A 14005-nucleotide genomic window follows, 5' to 3' on the forward strand; every position below is an offset into this window, starting at 1 on the left:
TCTCAACTCCCTCACCCCGTCAGGGAGTCAGAAAATCCGCCTTCGGCGTCAGCCCCTCCCGGTACTCGATTCGCTCTCGTTCGTGCTGATCGCGGAAGGCGAGTGTCTCGCCGTTCTCGTACTCGACGACAATGGCGTCCTCCAGAGCTTCGGCGGTCGCCCGCCGACCGTCGACGGCCCACACTGGGTCCATCGGCTCGGTCTCCAGCGGACTCCGAGTGTCTCCGCAGCTGGGCCAGACGCCCTTGTCCTGCCAGAATCGCTTGATCCACTCCAGACTCTCGCGAACCGTCTCCCGGATCGAGAGGTGGTCGGCGGCGGCATATCCATGCGGCGTGAAATACTCACCGTGCAGCGCCGCCAAGTGGATTCCGTTCCAGTCAAGCCCGACGATATCGGCTGGCTCCTCGCCGGTCACACGCGGCTGTGTGAGCGCCTCGATGGCCTCGTACTGTTTGGGCGGACTCGCACCCAAGAGATGCACCCGCCGCCCGCGCCAGTCCACGATATCCGTATACTCGTCGGCGGTCTGATCCGAGTATCCCAGTGGGTAGCCCAGTACGATGTCCTCGTCGATCACGTCGATGGCTACCCGGCACTTCGGGACGATAATGACCTCTGTACCCGGAAACTTCCGTGTCAGCTCCCGTGCGGCCTCGTTGTACCGTCTGGCCTCCTGGCGGTCGTATGCATCGCCGAGTATCCCGACCGACGGCTCGTGGGCCTCGAACCGCTGGATGTACCGGTCAAGGTCGGGATTACGAAAGTCGTTGTCGAGGATCTCGACCGGGACGTCGACGTTCCGGAGCGAGGACTGGTAGGAGTAGTCCTCGCGGACGCCGACGGCGAACCCCCGTGCATAGGCGTCGATCACGAAGGGTTCGCGATGGAGGAATCCGATGTAGTCTGCGCGCTGTGCGTCGCCGATAGCCGTCGCTGACCAGGAGTGGATTGCTTCGGAGGACATCGAGTATCGCGCGCCACTATCGGGCGCGCCCAGCTGGCCAGCGCGCCACAAAACTCACCCTACTGGTTATAGAAAGGTGCGTTAGGGTGGATTCGAGCGGGTATTGACAAGCGTGGGGTCGTCACGTTCCAGCGCTGTTCGCCAGCATTTCAACACGGCTCGGGTAACAACTTCGACCGCTTCGACCTCGATACACGAGGGAACTCTCGTGCTCGCATCCGGTGGTTCGTGGAAATGCTTCTCTGTGACGTTCGGTTCCGGATGGCGATCGAAGCGAAAGTCGATGCCATCTGGTTCGGTGTAATGGAAGTTGTAGCAGTCACGTTCCGTCCAGACAATGTCGAACCTCCCGGACGGGCTAGCGCCAAAGCCCTCGCCGACCGTAATATTCAGTTCCGGTTGCGGGTCGAGCCGACCACTGAGGTCGTGATGAGTCACCAGTGGTTCGCTCTTGAGAAAGATATCTCGGATTCGTTGGAGTGCCTCGTAGTCGATCGGCCCCGTATTCCCTGCGATATACGTCATTAGTCAGACAACCACTTTTTCAGCATCGTAGAAGCTGATCGCTGCTTTCGCGAGGTAGAGATTCTTCTGAGCCGTTTGCCACGTCTTATGGTCCTCCCAACCGTCATGATCATCCGGGTCAAGCTGTTGTGCGAGTTCCGCAGGTGACTCGACGTCATGTTTGGTTCTGATCTCGTTGACTGTCTGTTTCAGATCCTGCAATGTCTCGACCAGTTCTGCTTCCGAGTACGCATCGTGCAGCTCCAACACCTGCTGATAGATATACATCTGATCGTTGCGCTTGTACAGCGCGCCCTGCCCACTGTCAATTGTCTCGACGAGCCCGATGTCAGTGAGCTCCTTGAGTTCATCACGAACCACTGGCTGGCTCGCTCTGGCTTTCTCGGCTATCTCGGACGCCGGCGTTGGCTCAGTCGTTCGCGTGATTACGACCTTGATTCGTTCTCGCGTCGTTGTTTCGTCCTTCCAGTCACTAACCGCCGCCTCATTTACGTCGTCGTATTTCTCGGTTGGATCGAAATTCATGCGTTTGCCCTGTCTCGTTTGCGGTGGCGCCGGATCGGTTGTCGATGTTGAATCCGATATCGTGGGAGATCCGCCATGCCTACATAAGATATTCTTTGAGGTGCAAATATAACTTACGCTAGAACGACTTTCGAGCGAGAGTGGATGGCCCTGATCTGGTTACCAGATCTCCTTTTAGGCCGGATTTTTAGCCGACACGACTCTTTCCGTCCGTTTCTCGTATTCGATCGGCACTATCCCTCGACTACATCGATGAGATCCGCTGCTGTCGAGGAGATCCGGTCCAGCCGGTCCCGTAGCGTCTCGGCTGCCTCCCCGTCCCAGGCCGCCAGATAGAACGCCGAGTTGTCGGGGTCCAGTCCGAAGTGTCGACTGACGATGTAGGCGACGGCCTCGGCTTCGACCTCACGCTTTGCCCGCTCCGTCTCGTCCTCGACGTCGAAGTGGAGCTTGGCGTGGGCGAACTCGTGGATCAGCATGCTCGCGACCGCGGCCCGGTTGTCCTGGTGCTTCACCTCGACCACGGGATTGGTCGTCGTCACGCTCCGGCGCGAACAGACGCCCTTTGCCGCCCCATGGTCCCACTCGTCGGAGTCGACGAGCTGTGCGTCGATGCCGATCTCGTCGGTCGCAGCCAGGAGGTCCTCGACGAGTCCAGCCGGGTCGCCGTGGGTCTCGGTCTCCAGTTCCGGGAGTGGCTCGCCGTCGGTCTGGGAGATGTCGAAGACGCTGGCTGGCCGGAATCCAACCAGTCCGCGGGGCCACTCGTCGGGCTCGGTCTCGTCGTAGTCACAGTCAGTGTTCTCGTGGTAGGACGGCGAGTTCCCGCACTTGGGACACTTGTTGGTGACGATGGGTGCCCAGATCCAGATGGCCGACTCGCCTTCCTGGACGTAGCGGTTGAACCCGTTTTTCCAGGTGTTGTACCCCGCGACGCGGGTCGCCTCGGGACACTGCATCTTGATCAGCAGCGTGTTCCGCGCCGAGTAGTCATGGAACTTCGATTGGACGTCCAGCCAGCGCTGGAACTGCTCGCTGGCCTGGGCCTCGTCGGTGAGATCAGCGAGGTCCTCAACCCACCCGTTGAGGCGCTCGCGCATGTCGTCGGCACGGCTGTCCGAATCGTCGAAGGTAGTGGTCTGCTGGCTGTGCTCCTGGTCGGGGAGGTTGCTCTGTATCGTCGACATCGGTCTGTGTCGGATCGCGCTCTCGGGCACGACCCCTCACCTCCCCTGGGGGGCAGAAAATCCTGCTCTGTTGAATAGATGCTGAGTCACAGTTAGAGCGGTTCACAGAGCGGTTCTATGTTTGTGATGGCGACCATCAGGACAATTTCACGGAACTGCCGATACCAGTCAAGCGCTCGCTCGGCATCGCCGAGCGAGCGCTTGATTGTCGAATACGAGGTTTCGGCCATCCACCGCTGAGAGTACCCTTTTGCCCGGATGAGTGCGTTATTCGCGGTTGCGTTCAGCGACGAACCACGGTAGTGAACAAGGTAGTCGATATCTAGTGCGGCAATCTCGTACTCGGTGTTCCAGTCCTGGAAACCTGTGTCTGCGGCGACGGACTGCAGGTCGCCCGCGTTCCGGCGGACGACCTGCGGTCCGGTCTTGGTATCGTGTAGCCAGCGTGCCGAGATGTGTACGTCAAGCACAGCAAGCGATTCCACATCGGTCAACGTCGTCACTTTCAGCGTCTGAACGCTGTTTCCGGAGCGTTGCCGGTAGTACGATGAAGAAATGCGGCGGTCGAAGAACGTGCTGTCGAGTGCTACGTGCCCAGACTGCGGGTGTTGCTGCGCTGAAACGCGCAGCAACGCCCGCCAAACCCACATTTTCAGCCGGTCGAAGGACTTGTAGATTGTTGTGTAGTCAGGGAGTTCGTCCTGATCAAGATCAAGAAGCTCACGGAGTTCAGCCATGTATTCCAGCCGATTGGGCGTTTCACGGTAGCTGTACTCTTCTTCGACCCGGAAACAGTGCAAGACGACGTGGACCCAGCGGGCGAACCCGCCGCTGGCGGGCTCGCCCGCGTGCTTCCCTAACGCTTGTTTGGCTAGACGCCGACACTGCTCAACGAAGTCGAGGATGTCGACTTCCATGGACAGAGTCAATTCCTCGGCTTCGTCCTTCTACTCCGCGATATCAACCGATTAGACCGCTATTCAACACAGCAGAAAATCCCGCTGCTGTGCTCTGGCTAAAGTCTATTGATACAGAAGGGCCAATAGCACGACACAGAGACCAGTTGTGGTCACGAGTCCCCGTGCTAGCAGAATAGATCCTGTACTAGCACCTGCGAGATTCGCGACTGTAACTGTCAGGAACACACCCGTCGTTAGGAGTCCGATTCCGAGGGCGAGCGAGCGCATCTTTGGAGCGTCGTTTCGTCTAAAGCCACGATACGCCAGAATTGAAACGAAGAGTCCAACGAGCCCAGTCAACCCCCGCGAAAGCCAGACGATACTGTCAGGAGAAAGTGCCTCTGTACCCGGAAGCCCCGTCATTTCGACCCGCCTCCATAGACAGTCCAGAGGATAACTCCTAACCCGGCGAGTTCACACCCACTCACGATTGTGGTACGACCAACGGTGCCAACACTCGTGAGGGTGGGTAATCCGACTCGAAGGAGTTCCGGAACGGTCGTGAGCAGAATCAGGCCGAGAGCAAGATATAGCATCCCAGGCTGTCCTGGCCCCCGACGATAGCCGCGAAGGAGAACGATCGCGATGACGAAAGATAGGATGATCGACATGAGTATCAGGCCGATGACGGCGAGCGCGATCACCGGGTCAGCGGACGGTGAACGGAATTGTAACAGTACATCCAGCATTCAGGACAACCCCTCGAACAGGTTGGTGAATCGGTCGGCCGGATTCGTCGCGGATCTTGTCACGGTCACCTCGTACGTGCCATCCTCGAACGTGACCGCCACTTCGCCGACGGTAGCTACGTATTGTTTGTAGTGGTGACCATCAGGATCGATCGTTTGTTGTTCGGCCACGAGGCCCGCCTCCTCTAACCGGTCGAGGCGACGGTACGCTGTCGGATCGGACATTTCACAGGCCGTGCAGAGCTCAGAGGCGGACATCGGTTCAGCGGTGAGTTCGGCGAGGATGGCTCGCGCGTACTCGTCGTCGAGCAACGCGAGGAGTTCATCATCGCCTTCCTCGTCCATACCGTCTCCCTGCGAGCGGTTGCAAATAAAAACCCTTCCCGACTTCTGGACTGGAAGCCGATGCTGGGGTCCTACTGTGGTCGGGATTCTCCAGTCGAGTATGCCCTCCACAGAGACCCAGGGCCAGACTATGTGGCGTGTCCGGTACTGGCTTACCTGGCCGGTTTGGAACCACGGCGATCAACGGCTTCGGGCCCCGCTCCGGGCACTGATACCGCTCGTCCTGACGTTTCTGGCTCTTGCGGTAATCCAGACAGCAGTTCGAGCCCGGTTCGAGCATCCAATTCGCGAGCTCCTCGAGCTACTCGGTCTAGCAGTCGTTCTCACTCTGGGACTTCTCGTCGCCACGAGGCTCATCGACCGACGTCCCGCCACCGACTACGGGCTCTCGGTCGATCGTGACTGGTGCAAGACCGCCGCTGTTGGGAGCGTGATAGGAATCTTAGTCAACGCTGGGGCTCTCGTCGTGTCGCTTTACGCCGGCTGGGTATCCGTGACAGGGTTCGCTGAAACCCCTGGTACCCTCCCGTTCGTTCCGGCAGTGGTCGTCACGTTCGGGTTGATTGCTGTCGCGGCAATGTGGGAAGAGTTCATCTTCCGAGCGACTATGTTGAAGAATCTCGCAGAAGGCGGTGCAGGATATGTCGGGGAGAAACCAGCTATCCTTCTAGCCGTCCTCATCAGCACACTCGTCTTCGCGACATTACACGGCGGGAAAGTAACTCACGTCAGCCAGTATGGCTACTACGTGATCGCTGGCTTGGTGCTCGGAACCGTGTACGCGCTCACCGGCGAGCTCGCACTTCCCATGGGATTTCATGTGTTCTACAATTTCTCACAGGGTTTCCTCGGACTTGGAGTCTCTCAAGTCACGCCCGAACTCGTTGTTCTTGAGCTCGCCGGCCCGGATAAATGGGTCGGCGAGGAGGGGCTCGTCCATGTTTCCTTCGCGATCCTTGGTGGTCTCTTGCTTCTCGCGTATATCCGCTGGCAGAATGGGCAGTTACAAATAAGCGAACACGTGACCCGATGGAATCCAATCTCAACATGATTCAGAATTGCCAGAATTGAATAGAAGGAACTTCTTCTCGACAAGGGCGGTTGCGGGGGCGAGTTCACTCTCAAGTTGTCTGTCGATGCGCCGGCGTCGGATTTGAATACGGCCCCACCGACGGTTCCCACCGGAGCGTGGACACAGTACTAAGCCAACAAGACGAATACGTCCGCGACGAACGCCTCCGTGCCGTCACAGGAGAACTTGACATGGATTTCGACGGTGCTCACACGCTGGCAACCTGGGTCTTCGATGGGACAGCATACAAGACGAACTTTCCGTTAGAATTCAGAGCCCTCAACAGAGCCAATATAGTCTCTGTTTGTGATTCCTAGAGAAGGTTTCTGGACTACTACACCCAATCGGACGGAGAAACCCAGAAAGAAACTTGACCCGCTCGTTATGTCCTGACTGAAGGTGTTCGACGCGCGCCGGTTTTCGTGGCGAGCCAGCCACCGACCTTCGAGCCGAGGAGCCCAACGAAACCGGCGAACCCGAGTAGCACTATTGTGAAGCCAACGGCTAACATCGAAACTGTGACCACGCGGAACCAAAGGGGACTGCCCCACGTAATCGCAGCCTCGAGCAAGTCGACTAGGAGCCACAGTCCCGGCAGTCCGCCAAGAACGCCGGCACGGAACCCGGCACTCGAAGCTTCAGTTTCCGTCGCTGCCGCGCTAGCGAGATAGCCAGCGAGGAGCCCACCCCAGAACACCATGTTGAGCGAGAACTCACTGCCCATTCTCGATTGCCAGTAGAAGCCGATCGTGAACGGGAGGGTAGCAACTCCGCCGATGAGGGCGTACTTCCACGTCGCAGTCACTTGGAGGGGGAGGGGACCAATTCGAACCATGAAGATCTATTCAGTTCGGGAAAACAAAAAAGTAGCTTTTGGCTCTGGTGAATCGCTGGACAGCGTCGGCTTCAACCGTCAGAACTAGTGGAATGAAGCGGGAAATCGCCGATGTCCATGTCGAAGATCTCCCGCTTCACGAGCAAAGCGGTTCAGTTAGCTAAAAATGCTGTCGGTGGTCGAGGCGAAGTCGCCGCCCCCGAAGGGGTGGCGGCTTCGCCGAGTATGCGGTGGTGTCGCTGCACTGTCTGCGGGTTTACCTGGAAAAATCCTACCGAGAGGCACTCGATTTGCTGAGCGAGATGCCACAAATACTCGGGGAGATCGGCCTCAACGCGACCGATCTCCCCGACCACTCCACGCTAGTCAAGTGGTTTGACAGAATCAAGACAGCACTCTGGCAAGTGCTGCTGCGCCTCTCGGCGCAGCTGCACGAGCCGAGCGGTCACGCCGCCATTGATGCGACGTTCTTCGACCGCGAAAACGCTAGCAAGCACTACTGTCGGCGGACGAATTACCGGGTTCAGACGCTCAAAGCTACTGCTCTCGTCGACACAGAAAGCCAAGCCATTCTGGATGTTCACTGTACGACTGAGAAACGCCACGACACACAGCTCGGCTGGCAGGTCGCCCTCCGCAACGCGGGCGACCTCGCTGCCTCGCTGCCGACAAAGGCTCAGTACTTCACAAAGCCGGTTAGTTGAGAGGTCTGCTTGCTGAAGGTGTGTCTAAGACCAAGCAAGCAGACGGTGAAATCCACGAGGACCAGCTCCTTAACTTCCTCGTCAACACGCTTGACGAGGAAGTCGATCTCGGTCTCGGCGCTAATGCTGAAATCGATGCTGAGGACATCTACGAGGTCCTCGTCGGCGCTTGCGCCGACGGGACCTCGATATCTGAACTCTGCGAGACCAGTGAAGATTCTCCTCATCAGAACACGATTCTGTACCACCTCCGCGAGAAGTTCGACCTAACGTCGGTTGAACAAGTCGGGAACGCACTCCTGCAAAAGGACGTTCTAGAGGTTCTTCCTGAGCAGGTGGAGGTCGTCGCGGACCTCCACCTGCGGCCCTACTACGGTGACGAGGACGAAACAGCTGGCCTCTATCACTCAGAAGCAAAGCGTGGAACCACTGCGTTCCACGCCTATGCGACACTCTACGCGCGTGTGAAGAATAAACGGTACACGCTGGCGGTGCGCCGTCTCATCGACGGCGACACCGCCAGCAGTGTCCTCGCCGAGTTTCTTGGTTTGCTTGACGGCCTTGACCTCAGCGTCAAGGCCGTCTATCTTGACCGAGAATTCTACGATAGCAAGTGTCTCACGCTGCTTCACGCACACAACTACGCGTACGTGATGCCGATCGTCCGATGGGGAAAGACGATCAAGCAGGAACTCTCGAGAGGATGGAGCCGCATCATCCAACATGACCTGACAGGGAAACTCGACGGTCACAGCTGGACCGTCGAGTTTCCAGTCTACATCGACTGTACCTATCAAAACGGACGGTACGGCGAGCACGGAGTGGCGCGTCACGGCTACGCCGCTGACGCGCCGTTCCTTGACACACCGCGAGATGCTCGATACCACTACGCGAAACGCTTCGGTATCGAGGCCAGCTACCGACTCTCTGAACAAAGTATCGTGACGACCACAACGAAGAATCCGGTTGTACGGCTGCTGTACGTCGTGGTTAGCCTACTTTTGCAGAATGTGTGGCGGTATCTCCATTGGGAGTATGTGGCGACGCCCCGCCGTGGCGGGCGTCGCCTCTGGTCCTGGTCGTTCGAGGAGTTCATCAACATGTTGTGTCGGGCAGCGTGGACGGCCCTCGCGGTGCGTCGGGCCGTCCCCGCGAACCGGCCACCGGACGACCGGTTCCACCGGTAATCACTGACCGAGGACGCTGCCTCGTGAGTGGCAACGCTGCCGCGTCGGCGGCTGATCGCCGCCGACACGGCAGCTCGGTCCTCGATTAGCGTTCATCGACCACTATCGACGACTCATCCCAATAGAACAGGTGACTCAAGTCAGGTCAACTGGCGATGCTTTGTGAGGTACTGAGGCTACGATTGGATGGATTTACGCGAAAAACTCCGGGAAGAGGGCGTAAGACCGCTGATCAAACATCGTGAGTTCCGGCCCATCGATCACGCGCATAACGCGCGGATCGATGGGCCTCGATACCGCCAACGAGCGATGTGTGAGACCGTCTTCTCCACGATCAAGCGCACGCTCGGCGACGCCGTACGTGCGCGAACTTGGTACGGAGAATTTCGAGAACTCGTCTTGATGTGTGCGGTTCACAACATCAAGCAGTCGCTGAAACAGTGAAATCAAGCTACGTCTGGCGATTCACCACGGCCGTCCTCGTGGATTTCACCGTCTGCTTGCTGCTGTTTGCTAGGCACATTCGCAGCAAGCAGACGTTCTAACTAACCGGCTTTGTGAGGTACTGATGCTACCTCCTAACCTCGACATCGTTTCTTCGCGCATCACTAGTTTTTTGATTACCCACAAGCACATTTTCCGAGTATGCTCTCCCTTAGCCCAATGGTTATCAAATGGCTTGCATGCGGTGCATTCACCATGTTCCTCGGTGGAATCATTAACTCCGGGTGGACGTGGTTGCTGGCTGGCTACAGCGAGCCGGTCTCAACAGTCTCCGATAATGTCGTAGAGAACATGGTTGGAAATACGATTTTCCGAGTCGGTATCGCCATCTTCGGGGTCGGCGTACTTGCGACTGTGATGGCCCTACCTTCGTATCTCGGGGTTGTGGTTGGTGGGGTAATTCTGGTGGATGTGGGACGCTTGATTTACCAATTAAATACCCGGTCGTACTCACAACCGGTCTAATACAGAACCGCGTCAAGGACAAAGCGCGAGAGGCTGGCATTCCGGCCAAATACGTCCGACGGGAGTACACGAGTACAGACCCACGATCCACCGTGAAACGAACGAGAAACACTCGCAAATGACTCTCTCGGCGGTCCATGGGTGGACCCCCTACCAGCGATAGCTGCACTTAGCTGGTATTCCCCATGTGTGGGTAGCCGCACCGTTCACGACGCGGAGGTTCTCACAGGCGGAACAGGCCGGGTGTCTTGGGGCTAAGCAGCATCCGGGATGAAACGCTCATTACTCGGCTTCTTTCACACGGACCAGTTAGCAGGACTGTTCAAACTTACTACCTATTGAGAGTTCTAACAAGGCTGAATTACCCTACACCCACACACCACCGTGCAAGTGTTCCTAGGTGAAGAGATGGAGTAGGTGTTCTTGAATTGCTTTGGTCCACACACGCATACACGCAATAGATGGTATCCTCAGACAAATTTACAAGTTTCGTTGAGTAACTACTACACTACCACTAGTCGTTAATAAATATTTTATTGTATAGGTGAAATAGGCCTCTAATAGTATATTTCGCACTTATCTGTTTATACAACTCCGTCATTTAGCTATTTGACCCCTCTCACTTGTTATCACCAAGAACACTTGCACGGTGGTGTGTGTATGTTCCCTCGATCCGACTCAACGAGAACACTTGAAACACATGCAGGGTAGTGGATGATTTTATTACTGAAGATGGGGAAGTGGGAAGTAAGATGGTACAGACGGACGAGAATCCGTTCGAGGGAAAAGATCCGATCTTCAAGGCGAAACAACCACTCAAAAAGGACAGCTTTGACCCTGATACAATCTTCCACCGTGACGAAGAGATAAACCACTACGTTAATTCCCTCCAAGATGTCGTTGTCGGTCATGATCCTAACAATGTGTTCGTGTATGGTCCGACAGGTGTCGGAAAAACAGCTGTAACCAAGTGGGTTCGAGACAAACTGCTTGAAAAAGCGAGTGAGCAGGATGTTCCCCTCAAAATTGTCGGCCCGGTCAACTGCCGCAACTACAAATCATCCTATCGGCTTGTCAGTCGGCTTGTCAATGAGTTTCGGGAACCAGGAGACAAGCTCCCGAAAAGTGGATACAGCACGGATACCGTCTTTGAGTTCCTTTACGAGGAGATTGAATCTGTTGGCGGGAACGTTCTGATTATCCTTGATGAAATTGACAACATCCCTCCTGATGCCCGGAACGATTTCCTTTACGACCTTCCAAGAGCAGAAGCAAGTGAGAACGCAGCAATCGACCAAGCTCGAATTGGTCTCATCGGTATCTCGAACGATCTGAAGTTCGTTGACTCTCTTGAACCGAAAGTGAAGAGTACTTTGGGGGAGCGGGAAATCAAATTTGGGCCATACGATGCAAATGAACTTCGTGATATCCTCGGTTATTATGCGGATCTCTCGTTCCATAACGACGTTCTCAGCACTGAAGTGGTTCCACTCGCGGCAGCGTTCACTGCTCAGGAGCGTGGGGATGTTCGGCAAGGTCTGAAAATTCTCGAAAAAGCTGGTGAATACGCCCGAATGGACGGGTCAACAGTCGTCACAGAAGACTACACTCGCCGTGCGACTGAATCGATTGAGACTGATGAGATACTCGACTGTTTCAAGAATGATCTTACCCGCCAACAAGCACTGACTTATATTGCCACAACACTTGCGATTATCGAGCCAGAACACGACGCACGGACGAAACGGATCTACAGTCTCTATTCGTCGATTGCTGAAGCGGCCGATAGCAAGGTCCGCTCGGAGCGGAAAATCTACGAGTTCCTTGACCAGCTGTCGATGCAAGGATTCGTTCGGTCTGAAGACCGCAACCTAGGCAGAGGTGGTGGGCGACGGTTCGTATACCAGGTGACTGACGATCCTGTTGATATCATTAATGCCGTCGTCAAGTCAGATTACAGTGGGGCGCTCCCAAACAATGTCTGGAATATCTTGAAACACCACAAAGAAGACGAGTCGACATCGTTCGAAGCACCTGACCCGGACGACAAAAAACAGCAGCAGATATGGCAGTTCACGTAGCAAAGTCAACGACCCCACCCTACTTCGCTCAGTCTGATGACTTCGCTCGTTGAGGGTGGGGCTTGTCCGTGTCCTCGTCCTCGAACCCGGTCCGGGTGGGCGGTAAATCCGCCACTCGGCGTCACCGTTCCAGACTTCAGGGCAAGTTGACTGTTGCCCGTCCGCTGAGACGACTGTTGAACCTCTGTAACACTTGCAGGGTGGTGTAGGTCTGAGTGTATGCATCGAACACTTGCAAGGTGGTGTGTACAGCTGTGTGATTAAGACCAATCGATCTTGCGCAGGAGGATGAAGAAAATTGTGCCACAGAGCACGTATAGGTGTCTCTCCGATTCACGCCAGTTCAGCCCCAACGGAGGCGTTGTATGTACCTCGGCATCAACACCCACAAACGGTATTCGCAGGTTGCCGTCGTACGCGACGGTGGCTCTCGCCCCATCGAGGAATATCGAAAGACAAGCTAACACCGTATCTCAGAGCCTTTCAGCTCCGCTGCGAACTCTACAGAAAACCAGGTGACGAAGCGCTCAAACATGCTCTCGACGCTGCCTTCTGGAAATCAACAGCGTGCTTCACAAGAGCGAAGACCAATTACTGGACCAAAACACTTGCACAGTGGTGTGTCCGAGCGCAGACGTTGGAGAAGAGGTTAAAAAAGAACACTTGCAGGGTGGTGTAGGTCCGAGTGTATGCATCGAACACTTGCAAGGTGGTGTGTCCGCTTGACCCGCGTAACACGTCGAAGCGTTGCTTGACGTGTGGGTTTACCCACGACGACAACCCCAGCAAGAGTCGTTCGAGTGTCAGAAGTGTGGGTGTGAGAATCACGCAGATTACGAATGCGTCTTCAGGCTCGGGAGGAAATCAATCTCCCACATCATGGTCGGACTCTTTATCTGTCAAAAGTCTGTAGTCAATGTAGCTATCTATTTCTGACCGAATAGACCGAGTAGCACCCGTTGTCACTCGTTCAAATATTTCGCCACTAAATAATGCTGTCAAGAAGTCAGCGACCATATCAGGATCTATATCTCTGAAATCACCAGATTCAATACCATTCTGCACGATTTCTTTTACCCTGTCACGAAAGATATTTTGCGATCTATCAATCTGCTCTCGGAATTTTTTGTCTTGCGCTGCTTGCATTCGCAACTCCGTCAATACAATTTCATAGTCTCGGGCTTGTTGCTCATTGTCCTGAGGGATGACTTGATCAAAGAGGCTCCGAAGTTGAGTTTCAGGGTCACCATCATCGGGAACAGGCATTCCGATCTGTACGAACCGCTCAAGTAAGTAGTCAAGAAGATCTAGTAGGACCTCATCTTTTCCATCATAATGATAAAAAACCAGTCCTTCTGACTTGGGAAAATGCTCACTAATTCGGTCTATCGTGAGATCTGCATATCCGTGTTCGGCCAGAGCAGTGAATGTAGCTTTCAAGATTGCTGTCTTGGTCTCATCAGTTTTGTCGGCAAAGAGGGGGGTTCTATCTTCCATACTATTTGATTCCTATTGCGGTTAACTATGATTGTGCTCTCTGAAGTAACTGTTTACTATCTTGATTCAGCGAGAGAATTTACTGAATTGAGGGGGGTGAGTCCCCTTCCTCAACGAGTGACCGAAGGGAGCGAGTAGGGAGGATACAGCGCCACACAATTCCCAAACACATTCTCGAAACTCGGAGAAATCCCGCTCACCTTCTACCGTGACCTGCCTGACGACGCCGAAATCAAGACGGTCACAATTAAGCAGGAACCGACTGGGAAGTGGTACGCCAGACTCGGCATCAAAACGCCTAACGGCCCGCTGAGGAAGCCCGAGCATCCCGAACACTGCGTCGGCATCAACTGAAGCGGTAGCGCGGAGTCCCCTTCCTCAAGGAGAGACCGGAGGGAGCGAGTAGGGAGGGGGAGGAGCGCGTTCGTATAGGTCACAGAAACCAATTTATAAATAGCCACAG

The 14005-nt window shown here is 55.5% G+C and carries 13 protein-coding genes and 6 pseudogenes; 9 read left to right on the forward strand and 10 right to left on the reverse strand.

Translation table 11 applies throughout. The features are described 5' to 3' along the window. Positions 1 to 19: 19 nt before the first annotated feature. The 7 genes from P1L40_RS21950 to P1L40_RS21980 form a co-directional block, all read right to left on the reverse strand. Entirely contained in the window at positions 20 to 967 is a 948-nt protein-coding gene (locus P1L40_RS21950; protein WP_284011592.1) for a DUF6610 family protein, read from the reverse strand. Between the two features lie 81 nt (positions 968 to 1048). Then, positions 1049 to 1492, reverse strand: a complete 444-nt coding sequence (locus tag P1L40_RS21955; protein WP_284011593.1) for a toxin-antitoxin system TumE family protein — start codon at positions 1490 to 1492, stop codon at positions 1049 to 1051. Positions 1493 to 1495: 3 nt separating this feature from the next. Continuing rightward, the gene (locus tag P1L40_RS21960; protein WP_284011594.1) at positions 1496 to 2017 is read right to left on the reverse strand and encodes a winged helix-turn-helix domain-containing protein; all 522 of its coding nucleotides are present in this window, start codon (positions 2015 to 2017) and stop codon (positions 1496 to 1498) included. Between the two features lie 233 nt (positions 2018 to 2250). Next, positions 2251 to 3204, reverse strand: a complete 954-nt coding sequence (locus P1L40_RS21965) for an ArdC-like ssDNA-binding domain-containing protein (RefSeq protein ID WP_284011595.1) — start codon at positions 3202 to 3204, stop codon at positions 2251 to 2253. 92 nt (positions 3205 to 3296) lie between these two features. Continuing rightward, positions 3297 to 4121 carry an IS5 family transposase gene (locus P1L40_RS21970; protein WP_284011596.1) on the reverse strand — a complete coding sequence of 275 codons (825 nt, stop codon included), beginning with the start codon at positions 4119 to 4121 and terminating at the stop codon, positions 3297 to 3299. Between the two features lie 105 nt (positions 4122 to 4226). Continuing rightward, positions 4227 to 4526, reverse strand: a complete 300-nt coding sequence (locus tag P1L40_RS23640) for a DUF7521 family protein (RefSeq protein ID WP_284011597.1) — start codon at positions 4524 to 4526, stop codon at positions 4227 to 4229. A gap of 326 nt (positions 4527 to 4852) precedes the next feature. Next, entirely contained in the window at positions 4853 to 5197 is a 345-nt protein-coding gene (locus P1L40_RS21980; protein ID WP_284011598.1) for an ArsR/SmtB family transcription factor, read from the reverse strand. A 100-nt stretch (positions 5198 to 5297) separates the two neighbouring features. Here P1L40_RS21980 and P1L40_RS21985 point away from each other — a divergent pair, with 100 nt between their 5' ends. Then, positions 5298 to 6248, forward strand: coding sequence for a CPBP family intramembrane glutamic endopeptidase (locus tag P1L40_RS21985; RefSeq protein ID WP_284011599.1), 951 nt, complete (start codon positions 5298 to 5300; stop codon positions 6246 to 6248). Positions 6249 to 6651: 403 nt separating this feature from the next. On the opposite strand, the gene P1L40_RS21990 is transcribed toward P1L40_RS21985, so the two are convergent. Then, positions 6652 to 7104: a DUF5518 domain-containing protein gene (locus tag P1L40_RS21990; RefSeq protein ID WP_284011600.1), complete on the reverse strand. Its 453-nt coding sequence runs from the start codon at positions 7102 to 7104 to the stop codon at positions 6652 to 6654. Positions 7105 to 7221: 117 nt separating this feature from the next. Here P1L40_RS21990 and P1L40_RS21995 point away from each other — a divergent pair. The 5 genes and pseudogenes from P1L40_RS21995 to P1L40_RS22015 form a co-directional block, all read left to right on the forward strand. Continuing rightward, positions 7222 to 7780, forward strand: a pseudogene (locus P1L40_RS21995) (IS5 family transposase); the annotation flags it as partial. 48 nt (positions 7781 to 7828) lie between these two features. After that, the gene (locus tag P1L40_RS22000; RefSeq protein ID WP_284011601.1) at positions 7829 to 8995 is read left to right on the forward strand and encodes an ISH3 family transposase; all 1167 of its coding nucleotides are present in this window, start codon (positions 7829 to 7831) and stop codon (positions 8993 to 8995) included. A 174-nt stretch (positions 8996 to 9169) separates the two neighbouring features. Next, positions 9170 to 9439: pseudogene (locus P1L40_RS22005) on the forward strand (transposase); the annotation flags it as partial. 219 nt (positions 9440 to 9658) lie between these two features. After that, the gene (locus P1L40_RS22010; RefSeq protein WP_284011602.1) at positions 9659 to 9964 is read left to right on the forward strand and encodes a hypothetical protein; all 306 of its coding nucleotides are present in this window, start codon (positions 9659 to 9661) and stop codon (positions 9962 to 9964) included. Positions 9965 to 10716: 752 nt separating this feature from the next. Beyond that, entirely contained in the window at positions 10717 to 12045 is a 1329-nt protein-coding gene (locus P1L40_RS22015; RefSeq protein WP_284011603.1) for a Cdc6/Cdc18 family protein, read from the forward strand. 28 nt (positions 12046 to 12073) lie between these two features. Here the strand turns inward: P1L40_RS22015 and P1L40_RS22020 are convergent. After that, positions 12074 to 12224 (reverse strand): annotated as a pseudogene (locus tag P1L40_RS22020) (zinc ribbon domain-containing protein); the annotation flags it as partial. Positions 12225 to 12460: 236 nt separating this feature from the next. Here P1L40_RS22020 and P1L40_RS22025 point away from each other — a divergent pair. Next, a pseudogene (locus tag P1L40_RS22025) lies at positions 12461 to 12592 on the forward strand (IS1595 family transposase); the annotation flags it as partial. 174 nt (positions 12593 to 12766) lie between these two features. After that, positions 12767 to 12903, forward strand: a pseudogene (locus tag P1L40_RS22030) (zinc ribbon domain-containing protein); the annotation flags it as partial. Positions 12904 to 12909: 6 nt separating this feature from the next. On the opposite strand, the gene P1L40_RS22035 reads toward P1L40_RS22030, so the two are convergent. After that, positions 12910 to 13542, reverse strand: coding sequence for a TetR/AcrR family transcriptional regulator (locus P1L40_RS22035; protein ID WP_284011604.1), 633 nt, complete (start codon positions 13540 to 13542; stop codon positions 12910 to 12912). A gap of 174 nt (positions 13543 to 13716) precedes the next feature. Between P1L40_RS22035 and P1L40_RS22040 the strand changes: the two are divergent. Next, positions 13717 to 13893: pseudogene (locus tag P1L40_RS22040) on the forward strand (RNA-guided endonuclease TnpB family protein); the annotation flags it as partial. Positions 13894 to 14005 lie beyond the last annotated feature (112 nt).

Origin of the sequence: Haloarcula pelagica, assembly GCF_030127105.1 — an archaeon.
GTDB lineage: Archaea > Halobacteriota > Halobacteria > Halobacteriales > Haloarculaceae > Haloarcula > Haloarcula pelagica.

Coding starts and splice junctions, on each gene's coding strand:
- P1L40_RS21950 (WP_284011592.1), bottom strand. CDS start 967: ATGTCCTCCGAAGCAATCCACTCCTGGTCAGCGACGGCTATCGGCGAC.
- P1L40_RS21955 (WP_284011593.1), bottom strand. CDS start 1,492: ATGACGTATATCGCAGGGAATACGGGGCCGATCGACTACGAGGCACTC.
- P1L40_RS21960 (WP_284011594.1), bottom strand. CDS start 2,017: ATGAATTTCGATCCAACCGAGAAATACGACGACGTAAATGAGGCGGCG.
- P1L40_RS21965 (WP_284011595.1), bottom strand. CDS start 3,204: ATGTCGACGATACAGAGCAACCTCCCCGACCAGGAGCACAGCCAGCAG.
- P1L40_RS21970 (WP_284011596.1), bottom strand. CDS start 4,121: ATGGAAGTCGACATCCTCGACTTCGTTGAGCAGTGTCGGCGTCTAGCC.
- P1L40_RS23640 (WP_284011597.1), bottom strand. CDS start 4,526: ATGACGGGGCTTCCGGGTACAGAGGCACTTTCTCCTGACAGTATCGTC.
- P1L40_RS21980 (WP_284011598.1), bottom strand. CDS start 5,197: ATGGACGAGGAAGGCGATGATGAACTCCTCGCGTTGCTCGACGACGAG.
- P1L40_RS21985 (WP_284011599.1), top strand. CDS start 5,298: ATGCCCTCCACAGAGACCCAGGGCCAGACTATGTGGCGTGTCCGGTAC.
- P1L40_RS21990 (WP_284011600.1), bottom strand. CDS start 7,104: ATGGTTCGAATTGGTCCCCTCCCCCTCCAAGTGACTGCGACGTGGAAG.
- P1L40_RS22010 (WP_284011602.1), top strand. CDS start 9,659: ATGGTTATCAAATGGCTTGCATGCGGTGCATTCACCATGTTCCTCGGT.
- P1L40_RS22015 (WP_284011603.1), top strand. CDS start 10,717: ATGGTACAGACGGACGAGAATCCGTTCGAGGGAAAAGATCCGATCTTC.
- P1L40_RS22035 (WP_284011604.1), bottom strand. CDS start 13,542: ATGGAAGATAGAACCCCCCTCTTTGCCGACAAAACTGATGAGACCAAG.